At 62.1% G+C, this 21,218-nt stretch carries 20 protein-coding genes; 6 read left to right on the top strand and 14 right to left on the bottom strand.

Features of this window, described 5'->3' with window-relative positions; genetic code table 11:
- Positions 1-63 precede the first annotated feature (63 nt).
- The 4 genes from rbfA to pnp all read left to right on the top strand — a co-directional run bounded on the left by rbfA (position 64) and on the right by pnp (position 3,994).
- Complete coding sequence (rbfA, locus tag CQ007_RS14790) at positions 64-450, top strand: 30S ribosome-binding factor RbfA (protein ID WP_105646614.1); 387 nt, start codon at positions 64-66, stop codon at positions 448-450.
- Positions 451-452: 2 nt separating this feature from the next.
- Positions 453-1,373, top strand: a complete 921-nt coding sequence (truB, locus tag CQ007_RS14785; protein WP_105646613.1) for a tRNA pseudouridine(55) synthase TruB — start codon at positions 453-455, stop codon at positions 1,371-1,373.
- 147 nt (positions 1,374-1,520) lie between these two features.
- The gene (rpsO, locus tag CQ007_RS14780) at positions 1,521-1,790 is read left to right on the top strand and encodes a 30S ribosomal protein S15 (RefSeq protein ID WP_105646612.1); all 270 of its coding nucleotides are present in this window, start codon (positions 1,521-1,523) and stop codon (positions 1,788-1,790) included.
- Positions 1,791-1,885: 95 nt separating this feature from the next.
- The gene (pnp, locus tag CQ007_RS14775) at positions 1,886-3,994 is read left to right on the top strand and encodes a polyribonucleotide nucleotidyltransferase (protein ID WP_105646611.1); all 2,109 of its coding nucleotides are present in this window, start codon (positions 1,886-1,888) and stop codon (positions 3,992-3,994) included.
- Between the two features lie 92 nt (positions 3,995-4,086).
- On the opposite strand, the gene CQ007_RS14770 is transcribed toward pnp, so the two are convergent.
- Entirely contained in the window at positions 4,087-4,572 is a 486-nt protein-coding gene (locus CQ007_RS14770; RefSeq protein WP_146114593.1) for a hypothetical protein, read from the bottom strand.
- Between the two features lie 132 nt (positions 4,573-4,704).
- On the opposite strand from CQ007_RS14770, the gene CQ007_RS14765 reads away from it, so the two are divergent.
- Positions 4,705-5,070, top strand: coding sequence for an STAS/SEC14 domain-containing protein (locus CQ007_RS14765; RefSeq protein ID WP_105646609.1), 366 nt, complete (start codon positions 4,705-4,707; stop codon positions 5,068-5,070).
- Here the strand turns inward: CQ007_RS14765 and CQ007_RS14760 are convergent, their stop codons facing one another.
- Both CQ007_RS14760 and CQ007_RS14755 read right to left on the bottom strand, forming a co-directional pair.
- Positions 5,071-5,640 carry a hypothetical protein gene (locus CQ007_RS14760; protein ID WP_105646608.1) on the bottom strand — a complete coding sequence of 190 codons (570 nt, stop codon included), beginning with the start codon at positions 5,638-5,640 and terminating at the stop codon, positions 5,071-5,073. It abuts the gene before it with no gap.
- A gap of 137 nt (positions 5,641-5,777) precedes the next feature.
- On the bottom strand, positions 5,778-6,473 hold the full coding sequence (locus CQ007_RS14755; RefSeq protein WP_105646607.1) for a pseudouridine synthase: 696 nt from the start codon (positions 6,471-6,473) through the stop codon (positions 5,778-5,780).
- Positions 6,474-6,517: 44 nt separating this feature from the next.
- Here CQ007_RS14755 and thpR point away from each other — a divergent pair, with 44 nt between their 5' ends.
- Positions 6,518-7,048, top strand: a complete 531-nt coding sequence (gene thpR / locus CQ007_RS14750) for an RNA 2',3'-cyclic phosphodiesterase (RefSeq protein ID WP_105646606.1) — start codon at positions 6,518-6,520, stop codon at positions 7,046-7,048.
- A 9-nt stretch (positions 7,049-7,057) separates the two neighbouring features.
- Here the strand turns inward: thpR and CQ007_RS14745 are convergent, their stop codons facing one another.
- The 11 genes from CQ007_RS14745 to dksA form a co-directional block, all read right to left on the bottom strand.
- Positions 7,058-8,239, bottom strand: coding sequence for an acetyl-CoA C-acetyltransferase (locus CQ007_RS14745; RefSeq protein WP_105646605.1), 1,182 nt, complete (start codon positions 8,237-8,239; stop codon positions 7,058-7,060).
- 73 nt (positions 8,240-8,312) lie between these two features.
- Entirely contained in the window at positions 8,313-10,256 is a 1,944-nt protein-coding gene (gene acs, locus CQ007_RS14740) for an acetate--CoA ligase (RefSeq protein WP_105646604.1), read from the bottom strand.
- A gap of 177 nt (positions 10,257-10,433) precedes the next feature.
- Positions 10,434-11,285 (bottom strand): pantoate--beta-alanine ligase, encoded by an 852-nt coding sequence (gene panC, locus CQ007_RS14735; RefSeq protein ID WP_105646603.1) that lies wholly within the window; start codon positions 11,283-11,285, stop codon positions 10,434-10,436.
- Between the two features lie 4 nt (positions 11,286-11,289).
- Complete coding sequence (gene panB, locus CQ007_RS14730; protein ID WP_105646602.1) at positions 11,290-12,084, bottom strand: 3-methyl-2-oxobutanoate hydroxymethyltransferase; 795 nt, start codon at positions 12,082-12,084, stop codon at positions 11,290-11,292.
- A 151-nt stretch (positions 12,085-12,235) separates the two neighbouring features.
- Positions 12,236-12,736, bottom strand: a complete 501-nt coding sequence (gene folK / locus CQ007_RS14725; protein ID WP_177424371.1) for a 2-amino-4-hydroxy-6-hydroxymethyldihydropteridine diphosphokinase — start codon at positions 12,734-12,736, stop codon at positions 12,236-12,238.
- On the bottom strand, positions 12,736-14,118 hold the full coding sequence (locus tag CQ007_RS14720; protein WP_105646600.1) for a polynucleotide adenylyltransferase PcnB: 1,383 nt from the start codon (positions 14,116-14,118) through the stop codon (positions 12,736-12,738). The genes folK and CQ007_RS14720 overlap by 1 nt, the downstream gene beginning before the upstream one ends.
- A 918-nt stretch (positions 14,119-15,036) precedes the next feature.
- The gene (locus tag CQ007_RS14715) at positions 15,037-16,452 is read right to left on the bottom strand and encodes a sigma-54 dependent transcriptional regulator (RefSeq protein WP_105646599.1); all 1,416 of its coding nucleotides are present in this window, start codon (positions 16,450-16,452) and stop codon (positions 15,037-15,039) included.
- Between the two features lie 32 nt (positions 16,453-16,484).
- A complete protein-coding gene (locus CQ007_RS14710) occupies positions 16,485-19,427 on the bottom strand; it encodes a sensor histidine kinase (protein ID WP_305888514.1) in 2,943 nt (980 codons plus the stop codon).
- Entirely contained in the window at positions 19,417-19,593 is a 177-nt protein-coding gene (locus CQ007_RS14705) for a hypothetical protein (protein WP_036993100.1), read from the bottom strand. The genes CQ007_RS14710 and CQ007_RS14705 overlap by 11 nt, the downstream gene beginning before the upstream one ends.
- A 51-nt stretch (positions 19,594-19,644) precedes the next feature.
- Entirely contained in the window at positions 19,645-20,541 is an 897-nt protein-coding gene (gene gluQRS, locus CQ007_RS14700; protein WP_105646597.1) for a tRNA glutamyl-Q(34) synthetase GluQRS, read from the bottom strand.
- A 65-nt stretch (positions 20,542-20,606) separates the two neighbouring features.
- The gene (gene dksA / locus CQ007_RS14695; RefSeq protein WP_105646596.1) at positions 20,607-21,050 is read right to left on the bottom strand and encodes an RNA polymerase-binding protein DksA; all 444 of its coding nucleotides are present in this window, start codon (positions 21,048-21,050) and stop codon (positions 20,607-20,609) included.
- Between the last annotated feature and the right edge of the window lie 168 nt (positions 21,051-21,218).

The following is a 21,218-nucleotide window of genomic DNA, read 5'->3' as shown; positions in this document are numbered from 1 at the left end:
TCGCCTGCGGGTGGCTTCCGGCTTTGGTGTTTTCAGCTTCACTGAATTTCCGAGTGCAATGTTATGGCCAAAGAATACAGCCGTACCCAGCGGGTAGCCGATCAGATGCAGCGTGAGCTGGCCCTGCTGATCCAGCGCGAAGTGCGCGACCCGCGTGTAGGCATGATTACCGTCACCGCCGCCGAAGTCAGCCGCGACCTGGCGCATGCGAAGATTTTCATCACCCTGATGGGCGAGGCCAGCGACGAGGATATCGCGCTGAATCTGGCAGCCCTGAAGGATGCTGCCGGTTTCCTGCGGGTGCAGTTGGGGCGAGTGATGAAGCTGCGCAGCATACCGCAGCTGCATTTTCACTATGATGAGAGCGTGCGCCGTGGCGTGCATCTGTCCTCCCTTATCGAGCGGGCGGTGGCACAGGACCGCCAGCATGCCAGGGATGATGAGGAGTAGACGTGTCGGCACCCCGCAGCAAGCGCCGTGATATCGACGGCATACTGATTTTCGACAAGCCCCTGGGCATGACCTCCAATGCCGCCCTGCAGAAGGTGCGTTGGCTGTTCAATGCCAGCAAGGGCGGCCATACCGGCAGTCTCGATCCGTTGGCCAGTGGCGTACTGCCGCTGTGCCTGGGCGAGGCGACCAAGTTCTCCCAGTACCTGCTGGATGCGGACAAGGCCTATATCACCGAAGCACGGCTGGGCATGACCACCACCACCGGCGATGCCGAGGGTGAGGTGCTGGAAATGAAGCCGTGCCAGGCCACGCTGGCCGAGGTGGAAGCGCTGTTGCCGCGCTTTACCGGTGAGATCGAGCAGATCCCGCCGATGTATTCGGCGCTCAAGCACGATGGCCAGCCGCTGTACAAGCTGGCCCGCGCCGGAGAAACAGTGGAGCGCAAGCCGCGATCTGTTACCATACGCCGATTGACACTGCTTGGTCTGGAAGGCGACCGTCTGCGCCTGCAGGTGTACTGCAGCAAGGGTACCTATATCCGCACTCTGGTCGAGGATATCGGCGCCGCGCTGGGTTGTGGCGCGCATGTTGCCGAACTGCGCCGGATCCAGGCCGGTCCCTTCGACCTGACCCGGGCGGTGACCCTGGAAACGCTCGAGGCGCTGCATGCCGACGGTGGCGCCCAGGCGCTGGATCATCTGCTGCTGCCAATCGACAGTGGGCTGGAGGACTGGCCGATAGTCAATCTCACCGAGCAGACTGCCTACTATCTCAACCACGGTCAGGCGGTACGCGTACCGGGTAGTCCGGCGTTCGGCATGGTGCGCCTGTGCGATCACGAGGGGCGCTTCATCGGTATCGGTGAGATGACCGATGACGCTCGGGTGGCACCCAAGCGTCTGATGCGCTTCAATGGCTGAATGACTTTTTGCAGGCGCTGCAGTAGCGCCTGCTGGAAGTGGACCCATGAGGGTCACAACGAGGGTGGCTGTCAACAGGCACGGTCATTGCTCGATTTAAAACACGGGACCTAAATCCCGGCCTGTTACCTCAGAGGAATAGCTGTCATGGCACTGAGCGTTGAAGAAAAAGCTGCAATCGTATCCGAGTATGCACGTGGTGAAGGTGATACCGGTTCTCCTGAAGTCCAGGTAGCTCTGTTGACTGCAAACATCAACAAGCTGCAGGGTCACTTCAAGGACAACAAGAAGGACCACCACTCCCGTCGCGGCCTGATCCGCATGGTTAACCAGCGTCGCAAGCTGCTGGACTACCTGAAGAGCAAGGATCTGGCCCGCTACAGCAGCTTGATCGGCAGTCTGGGTCTGCGTCGCTAAGACCAGCCCCGTTTGGACATGGTCGGGTCCGAAACCCGGCCGTGCCCAGAGTTTCCCGAAGGGCAAATACAGTAAATACAGAGAGAGAAGACACCGTGAAACCGGTTATCAAACAATTCAAGTTAGGCAATAACACCATTACCCTGGAGACCGGTCGCATTGCGCGTCAGGCGTCGGGCGCGGTTCTGGTCAGCATTGATAATGCAGTCAGCGTTCTGGTAACCGTGGTGGGCGCAAAGAACGCCGACACCGGTCGTGACTTCTTTCCCTTGTCTGTCCATTACATCGAGAAAACCTATGCGGCAGGCCGCATCCCCGGTGGTTTCTTCAAGCGTGAAGGCCGTCCCACCGAGAAGGAAACCCTGACCTCCCGCCTGATCGACCGTCCGATCCGCCCGCTGTTCCCCGAAGGCTTCATGAATGAAGTCCAGGTGGTTTGTACTGTCATCTCCACTGACAAGACCACTGATCCGGATGTTGCCGCCATGCTCGGCACCTCGGCGGCCCTGGCCATTTCCGGAATCCCCTTCGAAGGTCCGATCGCCGGTGCCCGCGTTGGCTTCGATGACGTACAGGGTTACGTACTGAACCCGACCTACGAGCAGTTGAAGACCTCGCGCCTGGACATGGTCGTGGCCGGTACCGAAGAAGCCGTGCTGATGGTCGAATCCGAAGCACAGGAACTGACCGAAGACCAGATGCTGGGTGCCGTACTGTTCGCCCATATGGAATTCCAGCCAGCCATCGAAGCCATCAAGGAACTGGCGGCCGAAGCTGGCAAGCCCGCCTGGGACTGGCAGCCCGCACCGGAAGATACTGCACTGCTGGAGGCCATCAAGGGCCAGTTCGGCGGCGGTATCAGCGAAGCCTATGGCATCACTCACAAGCAGTCCCGCTACACCCGTCTGGGCGAGCTGCGCGATCAAGCCATTGCCGCTCTGGCCGGTGAGGAAGAGGGCAAGCCCTCCGCCGCAGCGATCAAGGAAGCCTTCGGCGAGATCGAATATCGCACCGTGCGTGAAAGCATCGTCAACGGCAATCCGCGTATCGATGGCCGTGACACCAAGACCGTGCGTCCGCTGAACATCGAAGTCGGTGTGCTCGATCGTACCCATGGCTCGTCGCTGTTCACCCGTGGTGAGACCCAGGCGCTGGTGGTGACTACGCTGGGTACCGCCCGCGATGCGCAACTGCTGGATACCCTGGAAGGCGAGAAGAAAGACCCCTTCATGTTCCACTACAACTTCCCTCCCTATTCGGTGGGCGAGTGTGGTCGCATGGGTGGCACCGGCCGTCGCGAGATCGGCCACGGTCGTCTGGCCCGTCGCGGTATCCAGGCGGTCATGCCCGATATGGACCAGTTCCCCTACAGCATCCGCGTGGTCTCGGAAATTACCGAATCCAACGGTTCCAGCTCCATGGCCTCGGTCTGTGGTGCTTCCCTGGCGCTGATGGACGCCGGTGTGCCGCTGAAGGCGCCGGTGGCCGGTATCGCCATGGGTCTGGTCAAGGAAGGCGAGAAGTTCGCCGTCCTCACCGACATCCTCGGTGACGAAGATCATCTGGGCGACATGGACTTCAAGGTGGCCGGTACCGAGAAGGGTGTCACTGCACTGCAGATGGACATCAAGATCAACGGTATTACCGAAGAGATCATGGAAATCGCCCTGCACCAGGCGCACGATGCGCGTCTGCACATCCTCAAGCAGATGAACGAAGTGCTGCCGGAGTCGCGCAAGGAGCTGTCCGCCAACGCGCCGACCATGATCAGCATGAAGATCGATTCCGACAAGATCCGTGACGTGATCGGCAAGGGTGGCGCGACCATTCGCGGCATCTGCGAGGAAACTGGCGCCTCGATCGACATCACCGACGACGGTACCGTGAAAATCTTCGCCGCCAGCAAGGATGCCGCCAACGCCGCCAAGGCGCGGGTTGACGGTATCACTGCCGAAGCGGAAATTGGCAAGGTCTACACCGGCAAGGTCGAGCGTATCGTCGATTTTGGTGCCTTCGTCAGCATCCTGCCGGGCAAGGACGGTCTGGTGCACATTTCGCAGATCGCCAACCAGCGTATCGAGAAGGTCACCGACGTACTGCAGGAAGGTCAGGAAGTGAAGGTACTGGTACTGGACGTGGACAACCGCGGCCGTATCAAGCTGTCGATGAAAGACGTGGAAGCGGCTGAGAACAGCGGCGTCTGAATCGAGTCTTGCACCGCTGCCTGCAGCGGTGCCTGAACAACCCCGGCCAGTTAACTGCTGCGCCGGGGTTTTTCATGCCTGGGTTGTGGCGCTCAGTCGGGTTGGTCGCGATCGGGTTCGCTGTCGGGTGGGGCGGTCAGTCGTTCCTCGTCGGCTGCGGTTTCCGGTAACAGCGGCTCGTTCGGATCACCATCCCAGGGTTTGCCATCCAGTGGTTTGACCCGCCCCAGCTCCGCTTCGTCCAGCCCACCGCCACCCCCGGCGCGTACCCTGCCTACTTCACTCAGCTCCGCATCGGCGGCACCGGCATCGGTGGCCGCTTCCTGCGGTGAGCGTGAGCCATCGTCCGGCATCAGGGTTTCGGGCGTGGCGTCGTCGGCTGTCGGGCCCTGTCCCGGCATGGCGGCCTCGGTCAGTCCGGCTTCACCGGCACGCTTGGCCGACTCGGATCTGCTGGGAATATTGCCGACCGGTCCCATCGGGCGGTCATCGGGTGCCTCCCGGTTATCGGCTTCGGCCTGGCGCCGGGCAGCTTCGGTGAGGGCCTGTTCATCGGGCTCATGGGGATGCTTGTTCATCATTCACCTCCGCGTCTATGTCTCCGGTTGACGCTGGCGTCAGGTAAAAGATTCCATCTTTCGTCAGCGCCGCCCGGGGGGTGAGGCTTGTCTATACTGCTGATGAGTTTGCACACACAAAGAGGACAACCCATGTTTGAGATAACCCGCAATGGTGATGATCGGCTGGATATGGTCTTTTCCGGCAAGCTGGACAAGGAGGGCATGCGCGCCTGCCTGGATGAGCTGTTCACCCAGGCGCGTGGCATCGAGCACGGGCGCATGCTGGTGCATGTCGGCGACTTTCAGATGCCTACTGCAGGCGCTCTGGGGGTGGAGCTGTCGCATCTGCCGCAGCTGTTCAGGCTGATTCGGCAGTTCGATCGCTGCGCGGTGATCTGCGCCAAGGAATGGATCAGAAAGCTCAGCGAAATCGAAGGCGCGGTGATCCCGGGGCTGCAAGTGAAGTCCTTCACTCCGCAGCAGGAGGTGGAAGCGCAGGCCTGGCTGGCGTCCTGATCAGATCCGCCTGACCACCGCATGCGGATCGAAATCATGCCACTGGCCGTTGCGCAGGTCGCCTTCGGTCTGCTCGATATCCGCCGCGCCGGAGCGTCTCAGGGCATCGATAGCCTCTTGCTGGGATTGCTCATCGACCCGTACCGCGACCAGCACGCCGGGGGCGCGCTCGGTGACCTTGGGTTGCTCGTAGGAAGGGCGGCCGGTCTGCTCGTCCACATCGGACTCCTTGTCGGTGCTGCTGACGGCGCCGATCAGCGAACCGGTGTAGGCACCTACGCCGGCACCAATCGCTATGCCGACAGGGCCGATGATCGGCGTGGTCACCGCGCCGGCGGCGGCACCGACCGCAGCGCCTATACCACCGCCCTTGGCCGCGCCGAGACCGGAATGGCGGGCACCTGCCGAGCTTTCATCATCACCGCCGATGGGGTAGATGTCATGCTGGCCGTTGGGGTTGAGGTAGAACGCCGCCAGGGCGTCGTTGGGAAAGCCGACCTGTCGCAGCGTCGCCAGTGCGGCGTCTGCCTGATCCTGCAGCTCGAATCGTCCCGCAATGATGGTATGCATGAGCGTCGCCTTCGGATTGCTGTTGTCTCATCAGCATAGCAATTGGCTTTCAGGCAAACCAAGCGGCGTACGGCAGGCGGGGTTTTCTCGGGCAACGACATCGCAGCGGCTGAAGCTTGCGGTAAACGGGCAGGACGTTACCGCCTCACCGAATCAACCTCCGGCGCACTCAATGGTCGATATTCGCCGGGCACCAGGCTGGTATCCAGGGTGATGTCTCCCATGCTTTCACGGTGCAGGGCCACTACCCGGTTGCCGACCGCATGGAACATGCGCTTGACCTGATGATGACGGCCTTCATGAATGGTCAGACGGGCCTGGCAGGGGGAGAGCAGTTGCAGCTGTGCCGGGGAGGTGTCAACGCCTTCACGAGCCAGGTGAATGCCTCGTTCGAAGTACGCGGCGGCGTGCTCGGCGATTGGTTCGGCGGTGCTCACCAGGTACACCTTGGGGATGCGTCTGCCGGGTTCGGTCAGGCGTCGCGACCAGAGACCGTCATTGGTCAGAACCAGCAGACCGGTGGTGCTACGGTCCAGACGCCCGGCAATATGCAAATGCTGGCGCAGTGGCTCCGTAAACAGCTCCGTCACGGTGGTGTGAACCGGGTCGCGGGTGGCACTGAGATAGCCGCCGGGCTTGTACAGCATGAAGTACAGGGCGGTCTGTTGTTGCAGCAGCCTGTCGTCCAGTTGCACGGTGGTGAAGCGGTCAATGTTCTGTTGTCCGTCACGGGCGGTTTGCTGGTTGATCTGTACCCGGCCTGCGGCGATCAGCAGCCGGGCGGTTTGCTGGCTGTATTCGGTGTGTTTGGCAATGAACTGGTCGAGGCGCATGGGGCGCTATTATAGACCTGTCAGACATTTCCAATGGGGTTGCCATGCTGCGATTATTTGTCGGTATCGAATTGCCGGATACGGTCAAACAGGCCCTGGCCAAGCTGTGTGAGGCGCATCCCGCGGCCCGCTGGCATGGGCCGGAACAATTGCACCTGACATTGAACTTCATTGGCCAGGTAAGCGAGGAGCAGGCTCGCCGGATGGCCGAGGTATTGGTGGATGTGCCCGGCCCGCAGTTCGAGTTGAAGGTACAGGGCGTGGGTTATTTTGGGGCTCCCGAGAGACCGCAGGTGCTCTGGGCCGGGGTTGCCGAGACGCCATTGCTGTATCAGTTGCAGCAACGGCTGGAGGCGCGCTTGCTGCCGCTCGGGCTGGAGCCGGACGGGCGTTCCTACACACCCCACATCACCCTGGCGCGAATCCGCCACGGCATGCCGCTGCAGGCGTTTCTGCAGCGGCATGCGCAGCTGTCACTGCCCGCCTTCCCGGTCGACCACATCGGCCTGTTCCTCAGCCGTAGCGGCGACCAGGGCGTGCGCTACGAGGTGCTCCAGCGCTTCAGGTTGCTCTGAGCGGGTGATTCAGTCCCGTGCCAGCGCCAGGGCCACGCCCTGACCGCCGCCGATGCACAGCGTCGCCAGGCCCTTGCGTGCATCGCGACGTTGCATTTCATGCAGCAGGGTCACCAGGATGCGACAACCCGAGCCGCCGATGGGGTGGCCCAGGGCGATGGCTCCACCATTCACGTTGACCTTGTCCAGATCCCAGCGCAGCTCGCTGGCTACCGCCAGGGCCTGGGCGGCGAAGGCCTCGTTGGCCTCGACCAGGTCCAGCTCCTCGACCTTCCAGCCGGCCTTGTTCAGGCAGCGCTGGGTGGCGCTGACCGGGCCGATCCCCATCACCGCCGGGTCCACTCCGGAACTGGCATAGCCGGAGATCCTGGCCAGTATTGGCAGGCCCAGTTCGCTGGCTTTCTCGGCACTCATCAGCATGACGGCGGCGGCGCCATCATTCAGGCTCGAGGCGTTGCCAGCGGTGACGGTACCGTCGTTCTTGAATGCCGGGCGCAGCTTGCCCAGCGATTCGAGGGTGGTGCTGGCACGGGGTTGTTCGTCCTGGTCGATACGCAGCGGTTCGCCCTTGCGCTGAGCGACCTCGACCGGCGTAATTTCAGCGGCGAAGCGGCCGGCATCCTGGGCGGCGACGGCTTTCTGCTGGGAGGCCAGCGCAAAGGCATCCTGTTGCTGGCGGCTGATCTCATAGCGCTCGGCCAGGTTCTCGGCGGTGATGCCCATGTGGTAATGGTTGAAGGCGTCCCACAGGCCATCATGAACCATGCTGTCGACCAGTTGACCGTTACCCATGCGCTGGCCGGTACGGGATGTCGGCAGCAGGTGTGGAGACAGGCTCATGGACTCCTGACCGCCGGCGATCATGATCTGGGCGTCGCCGCAGCGGATGGCCTGGGCAGCCAGGTGCACCGCCTTCAGGCCGGAGCCGCAGACCTTGTTGATGTTCAGCGCCGGAACGCTGTGGGGCAGGCCGCCGTGGATGGCGGCCTGACGTGCGGGATTCTGACCGCAGCCTGCGGTCAGTACCTGACCAAGGATGACCTCATCCACACTGGCTGGATCGATACCAGTCTGCTCCAGCAGGGCCCGAATGACGGTTGCACCCAGTTGGTGAGCTGGGACACCGGCGAACTGGCCACCGAAACTGCCAATGGCAGTTCGGGTGGCGGCAACAATCACGACCTCTTGCATGGAGCATTACCTCTAGCTATCTGACGAACCGGCAAGAATAGAGGTCCTGCTCCGGCAGAACAACTACCTTTGCTCAGGAGCCCCGATTCAGCCGATTTTCGATCAGGCTATCCACCACCGAGGGGTCGGCCAGGGTGGAGGTGTCACCGAGGGTATCCAGCTCATCACAGGCGATCTTGCGCAATATGCGGCGCATGATCTTGCCCGAGCGGGTCTTGGGTAGGCCGGTGGTCGGCTGGATGAAGTCGGGCCGGGCAAAGGCCCCTACCTGCTGGCTGACGGCGGCCTTGAGCTCGGTCATTATCTCCTCGGTCAGGGTCACTCCCTTCATCGGCATGACATAGGCATAGATCGCCTGGCCCTTGATGTCGTGGGGACAACCGACCACCGCGGCTTCGGCGACATAGTCGTTCAGCACCAGGGCGCTTTCCACCTCGGCGGTACCGATGCGGTGCCCGGAGATATTCAGTACATCGTCGACCCGACCGGTGATCCAGTAGTCGCCATCCTCGTCGCGGCGGGCACCGTCACCGGTGAAGTAGACACCCTTGTAGGTGCTGAAGTAGGTATCGACCAGCCGCTGGTGATCGCCATACACGGTACGGATCTGGCTTGGCCAGGACTGCTTGATCACCAGGTTGCCGTCGGCCACGCCCTGCAGTTCGTTGCCGTCGTTGTCCACCAGTGCCGGCACCACGCCGAACAGCGGCCGCATGGCGGCACCCGGTTTGAGGTCGCAGGCGCCGGGCAGTGGAGCAATCAGGATCGAGCCGGTCTCGGTCTGCCACCAGGTATCGACGATCGGGCAGCGGCAGTCGCCGACCACATGGTAGTACCACTCCCAGGCTTCCGGGTTGATCGGCTCGCCGACACTGCCGAGCAGACGCAGGCTGGCGCGCGAGCTGGACTTCACCGGCTCCTCGCCGAGGGCCATCAGCGCGCGGATCGCGGTCGGCGCGGTATAGAACACGTTGACCTTGTGCTTGTCGACGATCTGCCAGCAGCGCGAGGCGTCCGGGTAGGTCGGTACCCCTTCGAACATCAGTGTGGTGGCGCCATTGCACAGCGGACCATAGACGATATAGGAGTGACCGGTGACCCAGCCAACATCGGCGGTGCACCAGTAAACCTCGCCATCGTGATAGTCGAACACGTAGTGATGGGTCAGGGCGGTGCTGAGCAGATAGCCGCCAGTGGTGTGCAACACGCCCTTGGGCTTGCCGGTCGAGCCGGAGGTGTACAGGATGAACAGCGGGTCCTCGCTGTCCATGGGTTCCGCTTCGCACTGGTCGCTGACCGCGGCACAGGCCTCGTGGTACCAGATGTCGCGATGCTCGTGCCAGGCGATATCGGCACCGGTACGCTTGACGGTGACCACGGTGTGCACGTCCGGGCAGTTTGCCAGGGCCTTTTCCACATTCGCCTTCAGCGGGATGCTTCTGCCGCCACGCACGCCTTCGTCGGCGGTGATGACCGTCTGACAGTTGGCGTTCTGGATGCGATCACGCAGCGCATCAGGGGAGAAACCACCGAATACCACGGTATGTACTGCGCCGATGCGGGCGCAGGCGAGCATGGCGAAGGCCGCTTCGGGGATCATCGGCATGTACAGGCAGACGCTGTCGCCCTTCTTCACGCCGCGGGCCCTGAGTACGTTGGCCAGGCGGCAGACCTGCTCGTGCAGTTGACGGTAGGTGATGTGGCGATCTTCGCTCGGGTCATCGCCTTCCCAGATGATGGCGGTCTGGTCGCCACGCTTTTCCAGGTGGCGGTCGATGCAGTTGACACTGACGTTCAGCTTGCCATCGATGAACCAGGCGGCATGACCCTGCTGCATGTCGCTTTCATGGACCTTGGACCAGGGCTCCATCCAGTCGACGAAGCGGTTGGCCTGCTCGGCCCAGAACGCATCCGGCTGCTCGATGGACTGGCGGTACATGCGCTCATATCCGTCGGCGTCCAGATGGGTCTGGCGGCGGGTGTTCTCGGAGACCTTGTGGTTCTCGATCTTGTACATGGATCTTCCTCTGTTGTTATTGTCGGGCTCTTGGGGCCTGAGGTTATGGTGCCTGAGGTTATACAGCTGCCAGGCTGTCTACATCACAAGGTTTGACTAGAAGGCAGGGTAATTCAACCCTGCTTTGGTCGGATATGAAAGGTACCTTGGCCAATAGCGGGTATCGGCCAAGGGGGCTTAGGCGAGGCTGAAGCGGAGGTTGTCGATCAGGCGGGTGGCGCCAAGGAAGGCCGCGGCGAGGGCGACCATGTCCTGTGTTTCGCTGTTTGCCGGCTGCAAAGTGAGGGCATCACGCAGATCCAGGTAGTCGGGCCTGAAGCCGGCCTCGGTGAGCATGATCCTAGCTTCCTCGATCACTACCGGGAAGTCGCGGCGTCCACCGACGAGCTGTTGCTCGATATGCTGCAGCGTCTGGTACAGGCGTGGTGCACTGCGCCGCTGGGTCTCATCCAGGTAGCCGTTGCGCGAGGACAGGGCCAGGCCGTCGGCGGCGCGCACTATGGGCGCGCCCATGATCTGTGCCGGCAGGCACAGGTCGTGGGCCATCTTGCGGATCACCGCCAGTTGCTGGAAATCCTTCTCACCGAATACCGCCAGATCGGGCTGGACGATGTTCAGCAGCTTGCTGACCACTGTGGATACGCCATCGAAATGCCCCGGGCGGCTGGCACCGCACAGACCCTCGGAGACCACTGGTACGCTGACCAGGGTGTGGCCGTCCATGCCCTCGGGGTACATCTCATTGACGCTGGGAGCGAACACCATGTGCGCGCCGGCATCCAGCAGCTTGCGCTGATCCTCGGCCAGGGTCCGCGGGTAGCTGTCCAGATCTTCGTTGGGACCGAACTGCAGTGGATTGACGAAGATGCTCACCACCACGTAGTCGCTACGCTGCAACGCCTTTTCCACCAGGGCAATATGCCCGTCATGCAGGTTGCCCATGGTCGGCACCAGGCCGATGCGCTTGTTTTCCTGGCGCGCGCGCGCCAGCGCAGCACGCAGCTGCGCAATCGAATGCAATGTGTTCATGCTGTCAGAACTCATGCTCGGCGGCGGGGAATTCCACGGCCTTGACCGCGCTGACGTAAGCGGCAATGGCGGAGGCGATATCCGCCTGGCCGGCCATGAAGTTCTTCACGAAGCGCGGCAGGCGGCCACTGATCGACAAGCCGAGCATGTCATGCACCACCAGTACCTGACCGTCAGTGCCGCTGCCGGCGCCGATGCCGATGACCGGGATGCTCACGGCATTGGTAATCGCATTGGCCAGTTCGCTGGGAACGCACTCCAGCAGCAGCATGGCCGCGCCAGCAGCCTCCAGGGCGATGGCATCTTCGAGCATGGCTTCGGCCTGGTCCTGCTGGCGTCCTTGCACCTTGTAGCCGCCGAGTACGTTGACGGTCTGCGGGGTCAGGCCCATATGTACGCACACCGGAATGCCATTGCGGGTGAGGGTAGTGGTGATATCGGCCAGCCAGCCGCCGCCCTCCAGTTTGAGCACATGGGCGCCAGCCTGCATCAGCCGGGCGCTGTTGACCATGGCCTGGTCCAGGGTGGCATAGGACATGAATGGCAGGTCGGCCATGATCAGGGCCCCACGGTTACCGCGCTTGACCGATGCGGTGTGGTAAGCCATCTCCTCGACAGTCACCGGCAGGGTACTGTCGTGTCCCTGAAGAACCATTCCCAGGGAGTCGCCAATCAGCAGCACTTCCACTCCTGCAGTACTTTCCAGGTGGGCGAAGGTGGCGTCATACGCTGTCAGACAGGTGAATTTCTCGCCGTTCTGCTTGAGCTTGTTCAGCGTGGTCAGGGTAATGTCAGGCATGGCAGATTCCAGTAGTTCGGCCTCCGAGAGGCAACATGGCTGTGATCGGCAGGCAGGCGGACTGTCTGTCGCTCCGATTGCTCAGGTTGATAACAGCCTCAGCAGTATAGTCTTCCTGACTTGAACGATGATGCTCCAGAAAATACATGTCTCAACCTTGTGCCGCGGTGCCGGTCAGGCGCTGCAGACCTGTCGACGGACAGGCATCCAGCAGACGTTGCAGCGGCGTGCCGTCGGGCATGGTCAGATCCGCTGCCAATTCTGCCAGCGGATACAGCACAAAGGAACGGGCGTGCATATGATAATGCGGTACCTGCAGGCGCGGGGTATCGATAATCCGGTCGGCGTATAGCAGTAGATCAAGATCCAGAATGCGTGGTCCCCAGCGCTCGGCCTTGCGCACCCGGCCGCTGCGTTGCTCGATATCCTGCAGCGCATCCAGCAGCGCCTCGGGCTGTAGCGTGGTATCGAGCATGGCCACCGCATTGATGAAGGCCGGTTGGTCCTGCGGCCCCAGCGGCGCGCTGCGGTACAGCGATGAGCACGCCAGCAGCCGCGATTGCGGCAGTGCCCGCAGTTCGGCGAAGGCCTTGCTGACCTGGGCCACAGGATCGGCCTGGTTGCTGCCCAGGGCGATGAAACAGCGCTGCATCAATGCTCGGCTCCACCGCTGGGCTTGCGTTTGCGGCGCTGGCGCGAGCGCTTGGCCGCTGGCTCGCCACTGCTCAGTTGCTGGATCATGCGGCGGCGCTCATCCGCACCCACCTCCTGGTACCGGGTCCACCAGCGGCCCAGCCCGCCGGTATCCTCACCCGCGGCTTCACGCAGCAGCAGAAAGTCGTAGGCGGCACGGAAGCGCGGATGTTCCAGTAACTGATCGGCACGCCGGCCGTTGCGCCGCTCCAGGCGCGGCTGCATGTCCCAGATTTCCCGTAGCGGCAGGCTGAAGCGTTTGGGAATGGCGGTATGCCGGCATTGCTCGGCCAGCAGCTCGTGGGCTGCCTGCTGCTGTGCGGGGATTGTTGGAATGCCTTGCTCCTCCAGCTCGCGGGTGCGCTGCGGCAGAGCCGGCCAGAGCAGGGCGGCGAACAGGAAAGCCGGCGTCACCGGCCGCTCTTCACGGATGCGTTCATCGGTGTTGCGCAGCGCCTGGCGGATCAGTTTCAGCGTGTAGTCCGGCTGCTCGTCGATGGCCTCGTCGGTATCGGGAAACAGCGGGGCGAACAGATCATAGTGCAGCAGCAGCTCGAAGGTGCGTTCGCCCTGGCCGCTGAGCAGCAATTTCAATACTTCATCGAACAGTCGCGCCGCTGGAATGTCGTAGAGCAGCTCGGCCAGTTCCGCAATGGGGGCAGCACTGTGCGGCTCGATCTCGAAATCCAGCTTGGCGGCAAAGCGCACCGCACGCAGCATGCGCACAGGGTCTTCCTGATAACGCTGCACGGGATCGCCGATCAGGCGGACCCGGGCATTGCGGATATCCTGCACGCCGTTGGCATAGTCATGGATATTGCCGGTGCACACATCGTAATACAGCGCGTTGATGGTGAAGTCGCGGCGCTGGGCGTCCTGTTCGAGATTGCCGTAGACATTGTCGCGTAACAGGCGACCGGACTCGCTCTGCAGCGACTGCTCGCGACCCAGGTCAGCGTCGTTGTCGCTGTCGTCGGCATGGCCGGCACGGAAGGTGGCCACCTCGATGATCTCGCGACCGAAATACACGTGGGCGAGCTTGAAGCGCCGACCGATCAGCCGGCAGTTGCGGAAGGTGGCACGCACCTGTTCCGGCGTGGCGCTGGTCGCCACATCGTAATCCTTCGGGTCCATGTCCAGCAGCAGATCGCGCACGCAGCCACCGACCGCAAAGGCCTGGTAACCGGCCTGCTGCAGGCGTTCGACCACGGTCACCGCATTGCGGCTGATCTGGCTGCGCTTGAGGGCGTGCTGGCTGGCAGGGATTATTGCAGGCGTGGTACGCCTGTGGGCGGGACGCCCGAAAGGAGAGGGAATCTTTTTCAGTAGCTTGCGAATCATATGAGCGGGTAGTCCACCGGCGTATCCAACCCCAGGCCTGTAAACCTGGGAAAATGGCGGCCCAGGTGCAGCCGGGAATCCTGCCGGTCATGCGCATCTACTATAGTACATGCCGCTGGATCGCTGGATTCGCCTATGTCCCTGGCTGGGTACACTTTACCGAGGCTTCAGAAAGCCGAAGTTAACATGCATGAATGTCATGGGCAAAGCACTGGATAGACGCACGTTTGGGTTCGAATACCGTGTTGCCTGTATCAACAGGCGCCCATTCTAGCGTGAATGGCCGGGGAATTGTAAGGAAGGTGAAGCAGGAGGGGGGGAAAGCTCAAGGGGAGTATTCACTCCCCCTAATGGTTTTTGTTTTTATTTTCTGAGCTGTTTCTTGTTCTTTTGGGCTGGGTGACAGTGCCACCCCGTTAAACCCATCCCGGGTTGCCTAAAGCAAGCGGATTGCTTTGGACGCTTAGGAGACAGCAGTGGCCAAGGTTGGCATCGGGACCGGTAGGTTGCTTGAGCAACTTTTATTTTTCTCGGTACCCTTTCGGGTATCCCGTCGAACAGTTCGTTCGCTTGCTGTGTTCCCATTCTCCAAAAAAATCAGTTTGCTGCACTCGCACGTTTTGTTCTTGTTATGTGTGGAGCTGAATCTTGTTTTTGTTATGGGGTCTTGCCAGTTTTTATTCTTGTTGTGTCTGTAATAAAGCATTTGCCGTGCCATGTTTTAAAATGTCTTTAAAAACAATAAGTTAATGTTTTTCGTGGTGAGCTTGCCGAAGCGGGAAGGGGGAGGTGTTACCGTATGCCTCGTTAAAGTGTTACCTCATTTGGACTAGGGGTAACAGTTTGTTCCCGAGGGCTGGGTAACGGGTAACACTTCATGGGGTAACGGCCCTCCACCGAGGAGGACCGGGAAGGTCTTCAGGAATTGGCGGTTTTCTTGCGCGGAATGCCCAGGCGCTGACGCCGTTCCCACAGGCACTTGCGGCTGATACCGAGCTTGTTCGCCAGCTCGGTTTCGGTCATGTGTTCCTGGTGTTCGAGCACGAAGTGCTGGAAATAATCTTCCAGTGACAGGTTCTCGGCCGGCTCGCTGCTGACGGTGTCCGGGCTGCGCATGGATTCCAGGGCGGTAGTGGCATGTGAGGTGCGTTCCTGCTCGATGTCCGGCTCGATGCCCAGCAGGTCGGTGGATATCTCATCTTCGTCGCACAGGATGGCTGCCCGTTCGATGGCATTTTCCAGTTCGCGGACGTTACCCGGCCACTGGTAGTGGCTGATGGACTCGGCGGCTTCACGGCTGAAGTGCAGCGTTGGGGTATTCATGTTGTGACCGATGCGTGCCAGCAGTGCCTCGGCGATCAGCATGACGTCGTCGCCGCGCTCGCGCAACGGCGGCAGGCGCAGTTCGATCACGTTGAGGCGGTAGTACAGATCCTCGCGGAACAGCCCCTGGCGCGCCAGCGCCTTGAGGTCGCGGTGCGTCGCTGCAACCAGCCGTACATCGACCTTCTGCGACTGTACCGAGCCGACCCGGCGGATTTCGCTTTCCTGCAGCACGCGCAACAGGCGCGCCTGGGCTTCCAGTGGCAGCTCGCCGATCTCGTCGAGGAACAGGGTGCCGCCATTGGCTGCTTCGACCAGGCCGGTGCGTCCGGCCACCGCGCCGGTAAAAGCGCCCTTTTCATGGCCGAACAGTTCGGACTCGATCAGGGTTTCCGGGATCGCCGCGCAGTTGACCGAGATCATCGGGGCGTGGGCGCGGGGCGAGTTCTCATGCAGGGCCCGGGCGACCAGCTCCTTGCCGGTGCCGGACTCACCCTGGATCAGCACCGTGGACATGGTCGGGGCGACCTTGCGGATGCGCTTGAACAGCGTCAGCATCGCCGGGCTGGCGCCGATGATGCCCATGTCCTGATTGTCGGTCTGGCCGTCAGCGGTGGTGCCAGCCGCAGTCACCGGTTCGCCCGCGGGTTGCTTGCGCTGTTGGCTCGCCTCGATGATGCGCGCCACGGTCTGCAGCATTTCCTCATGATCGAAGGGCTTGGCTATATAGTCCACGGCGCCGAGCTTCATCGAATCCACTGCCGAGCGCAGGCTGGCGTAGCTGGTCATGATCAGCACCGGGGTATTCTCTGCGCGGCGAATCAGTTCGGTCCCGGGTTCGCCGGGCAGGCGCAGGTCACTGATGATCAGGTCGAACTGGTCCAGGTCATGCTTTTCCACTGCTTCATGAACGGCGCCGGCCTCACTGACCTGGTATTGGTGGCGTTCCAGCAGCCGTCGTAATGCGGAGCGGATGATGGGTTCGTCTTCAACAACCAGAATATGCGACATATCTACCTCTTGCGGTGACCGTCCGACATCCATCAAGCGGAGGTACCAGAACTAAAGACGCCATAGCGCGGCAGGGTGATGGTGAATCGGGTGCCCCGCTGCGTGGCCTCATCGATGGGACTGTCTACCGTGATCTGACCATAATGCTCCTCGATGATCGAGTACACCAGTGCCAGTCCCAGCCCGGTTCCCGTCCCTGGAGCCTTCGTCGTGAAGAACGGTTCGAACAGGCGGTCCATCAATGCCCGGTCGATGCCGCTGCCTTGATCCTCCACGCTCAGCAGAATCTGATGTTCATCCTGAACCGTCCGCACGGTAACGCTGTCACCGTCGCTGCTGGCGTCGCGGGCATTGCCCAGCAGGTTGATCAGCACCTGCACCAGACGCTGGCTATCGCCGGCGACGCGATGGGTGGCGTCACACAGGTTAACATAATTGATCTCCGGTCCCTTGCGGCTCAACGACAGAAGGTGGATGGCCTCGTTGGTACAGGCGGCCAGGTCCACTTCATCGTTGGCGTTGTTGTGCCGGCTGCCGACATGGGCGAAGTTGACCATCGATTGCACGATCCGCGATACCCGGCGGGTCTGCTCGAGGATCTGTTCGGCCGCCTCGTGTGCCTCCGGTTGCTCGGACTCCTCGCGCAGATTCTGCGCCAGGCAGGCGATGCCGGTGATCGGGTTGCCGATCTCGTGGGCCACGCCGGCAGCAAGCCGGCCGATCGAGGCCAGGCGCTCGGAGTGAATCAGTTCATCCTCGAGCAACTGGGTGTCGGTCTGGTCCTCGATCAACAGTACCAGACCACCGCGAGCATTGCCCGGCTCGTCGATCGCCGCCTTGTGCAGGCTGAGCCACTGGGTCTGGCCGTTATTCAGCAGCTTCTGCTTGTGCAGGTGCGCTGATTCGTCGGCGACGAAGCGCTGCAGCAGTTCGTTCCAGGGGGCTGGCAGGTTTTCCAGGCGCGAGCCGATCACGCTGTCGGCGGCGATCCCGGTCAATGTCTGCAGTGCCCGGTTCCACATCAGCACCTCGCTGTCCTCGGCCAGCGAGCAGACACCCATCGGCAGGTCCTGCAGGGTCTGGCGGTGGTAGCGGCGCAGCGCATCCAGCTCGGCGGCCAGGCCGGTCAGCCGCGAGTGATAGTCTTCCAGGCGGTTCTCGATGAAATGGATATCCTCGGTGACGTACCCGTTGCTTGCCAGCTTGAAGGGCAGGAAGGTCTCGATCATTTCCTGTGCCACCGCCGGGCCCATCAGACCGGACAGGTTGGCCTCCAGCCGGTCACGCAGGCGGCGCAGGGCATAGGGACGGCGCTCGTCGAACGGCAGCTTGAGGTCGCGCAGCGCCTGTTCTACTTCCTGCTGCGCGGCCCGGTTGCCCAGGGGCTTGGCCAGTTGCTGGGCGAACTCCTGCGGTGAGCTGGCGACCAGCTCCATGCGTTGAGGGCGCCTGACATTGTCCACCAGGCAGGCCTCGGCAGCGCTGATCTCGTCGGTGGAGCGCTGGGTGAACAGCGAGACCAGGGTGAACACGACGATATTGGTGGTCAGCGATACGATCGCAGCGATATGCCAGGACTCGGAATCCAGCGAGACCTGCAGTCCCATCATCTGCAAGGTATCGATACCGGTGATCATCGGCAGCAGCAGGGTCGCTGCCCAGACTGCCATGCCGGCGACCAGGCCGCAGATGAAGCCGCGATGATTGGCCTGCGGCCAGTACAGCACCGACAGCGCGCCGGGCAGGAACTGCACGGTGGCGACGAATGAGGTGATGCCCAGGTTGGACAGGTGCTGGTCGCTGCCGAGCAGGCGATAGAAGCCATAGCTGGCCATGATGATGGCGGCGATCAGGCTGCGGCGGGTCCACAGCAGCCAACGGTAGATGTTGTTGTCGGCACTGGGTTGATAGACCGGCAGCACCATATGGTTGAGCACCATCCCGGACAGCGCCAGGGTGACCACGATGATCAGCCCGCTGGCGGCGGAAATGCCGCCGATGAAGGCGACCAGGGTCAGCCAGTCGGCGCCGGCGGCGACACCGAGGCCAAGGGTGTAGTACTCGGCGTTGGTCGGCACGTCAAGGTACAGGCCGGCCCAGAGAATCGGTGGCACCGCCAGGCTCATGAGCAGCAGAAACAGTGGCAGCCCCCAACTGGCCGAACTCAATGCCCTGGGGTTGAGGTTCTCGGTGAAGGCCATGTGGTACATGTGCGGCATGACGATGGCGGCGGCGAAGAACACCAGCAGCAGTGTCCGCCACGGCCCCTCCTGCAACGGGCTGTGCAGGGTCTTCAGCGCTTCCTGGTTATGGCTGAGCCACAGCTCCAGCCCGGAGGGGCCTTCGAACACCACGAACAGGGCATACAGGCCGACCGCCGACAGGCACACCAGCTTGACCACCGATTCGAAGGCGATGGCGAACACCAGCCCTTCGTGCTTTTCCCGGGCGGAGATGTGGCGGGCACCGAACAGGATGGCGAACAGGATGATCAGCAGGCAGAAGCCCAGCGCTACCGGTCGCTGGCGCGGATCGTGGGTGAGGATCTGCACCGAGTCGGCGACCGCCTGAATCTGCAGTGCCAGCAGCGGCAGCATGCTCAGCAGCATGAACACGGTGGTCAGGGTGCCGGCCCAGGTGCTGCGGAAGCGGAAGGCGAACAGGTCGGCCAGGGACGACAGCTGGTAGGTGCGGGTGATGCGCAGGATCGGGTTGAGCAGCACCGGGGCCAGCAGGAAAGCGCCGCACACGCCGAGGTAGTAGGTAAGGAAGCCGTAGCCGTACTGGTAGGCCAGGCCGACGGTACCGTAGAACGCCCAGGCGCTGGCGTACACACCGATGGACAGGGTGTAGATCGCCGGGTGGCGCACCAGCGAACGGGGCAGCAGTCCGCGCTCGGTAGCCCAGGCGACGCTGAACAGGATGACCAGATAGGTGACGCTGAGCAGTATCAGCAGACTCAGTTCAAAGCTCATCGGTATCCCTTGGGCTCTGCAGCAGCATGCCGGCGATGATCAGGATCAGCCACAGCACATAGGGTCGATACCAGGCGCCCATGGGTTCGATCCACCAGTCCATGATGGCGGGTGAAAACAGGTAGATGCCGATGACCAGCAGCAATACCAGTCGGTAGATATACATGGGAGTTGTCCTCGGGCAGTGCAGCGATGGTAATCAGGCCCGGTTGGCTTGTCACCCCTGGGTGCTCTCCAGTATCTGGCGCACGGCCGGCAATCGCTGCGGTTGCCAGTGGGCGATGGCCCATTGCAGCTGCTCGGCGACCGGTGCCGCGCCCAGCTCGGCAGGGGGCTGCGGGGTCAGAATGCGCAGTGCCCGATGCAGTGTGGCCGAGGCCTGCTCCGGTTCCAGCGGGGTCGAGCCGAGGCGCTTGCTGAGCTTCTCGCCTTCATGGCGCATGATCAGTGGCACATGCAGATAGCGCGGCGCCGGCTGCTGCAGCAACCGGTACAGCCACAGTTGCCGCGGCGTGGAGTCCAGCAGGTCGGCACCGCGCACGATATCGGTGACGCCCTGGGCGATATCGTCGACCACCACCGCCAGTTGATAGGCGATGATGCCGTCACGCCGGCGAACGATGAAGTCACCCGAGCTGCTGGCCAGATTCTGGCTGAAGCGGCCCTGCAGTCGATCGTCGAAGCCCAGTTCCTGCGGGCTGACCTTGACGCGCACCGCATGGTCACTCGCCGCCGGCAGCTGGCGCTCGCGGCAGGTGCCGGGGTAGACGCCATCATGGGCGATGATCTCGCGGCGCGAGCAGTCGCAATGGTAGGCCTGGCCAGTGCTCAACCAGTGATCGATCACGTCCTGATACAGCACCAGGCGCTCGCTCTGCCGGACCACCTCGCCATCCCAGTGCAGCCCGTAGGCCTCGAGGGTACGCAGGATATGCTCGCTGGCACCGGGGATATTGCGCGGGGTATCCAGATCCTCGATGCGGACCAGCCAGTGTCCCTGATGGTGGCGGGCGTCCAGGTAGCTGGCGACGGCGGCGAGCAGGGAGCCGAAATGCAGATAACCACTGGGGGTGGGGGCGAAGCGCCCGGTGTAGGCAGAAGGGGGTATGGCCATGGTGTTTGGCGCAGAGGGGCGATCGGCGGCAGACGTTGGGCTGTCTATCGCCGATCGGACGCAGATCAACCGCCGATCTGCTTTTCCTTGATCTCGGCCAGCGTTTTGCAATCGATGCAAAGGGTGGCCGTAGGGCGGGCTTCCAGGCGGCGGATGCCGATTTCGACGCCGCAGGAGTCGCAGAACCCGTAGTCATCATCCTCGATGCGCTGCAGGGTCTGATCGATCTTCTTGATCAGCTTGCGCTCACGATCGCGGGTACGCAGTTCCAGGCTGAATTCCTCTTCCTGGCTGGCGCGGTCGGCGGGGTCGGGGAAGTTGGCCGCCTCGTCCTGCATATAGGACACAGTGCGATCGACTTCTTCCATCAGCTCGCGCTTCCAGCTGTTCAGGATGTCGGCGAAATGGGCGAGCTGACGCTCGTTCATGTACTCCTCGCCTTTCTCTTCCTGATAGGGAACAAAGCCGCGAATCAACAATGAGTTCTTTTCTTTCGTATTGCTGGGCATAGAACAGCCTCACTCTTAGCTCAATCATCCTGTGCCAGGTCGAAACCACTGCTGACCGGCGGGGGTGCGGCCTGTGGCCTGCAAGCGGGCAAAACTACCAGAACCCGATCAGCGAAGCTACTTTTTGCCGACTTAAAGATCATTTCATGATGTCAGCATAGCTCGAAA

The organism is Pseudomonas sp. MYb185 (assembly GCF_002979975.1).
In the GTDB taxonomy this organism is placed as follows: domain Bacteria; phylum Pseudomonadota; class Gammaproteobacteria; order Pseudomonadales; family Pseudomonadaceae; genus Halopseudomonas.
This window is presented reverse-complemented; position numbering and strand designations above follow the sequence as displayed.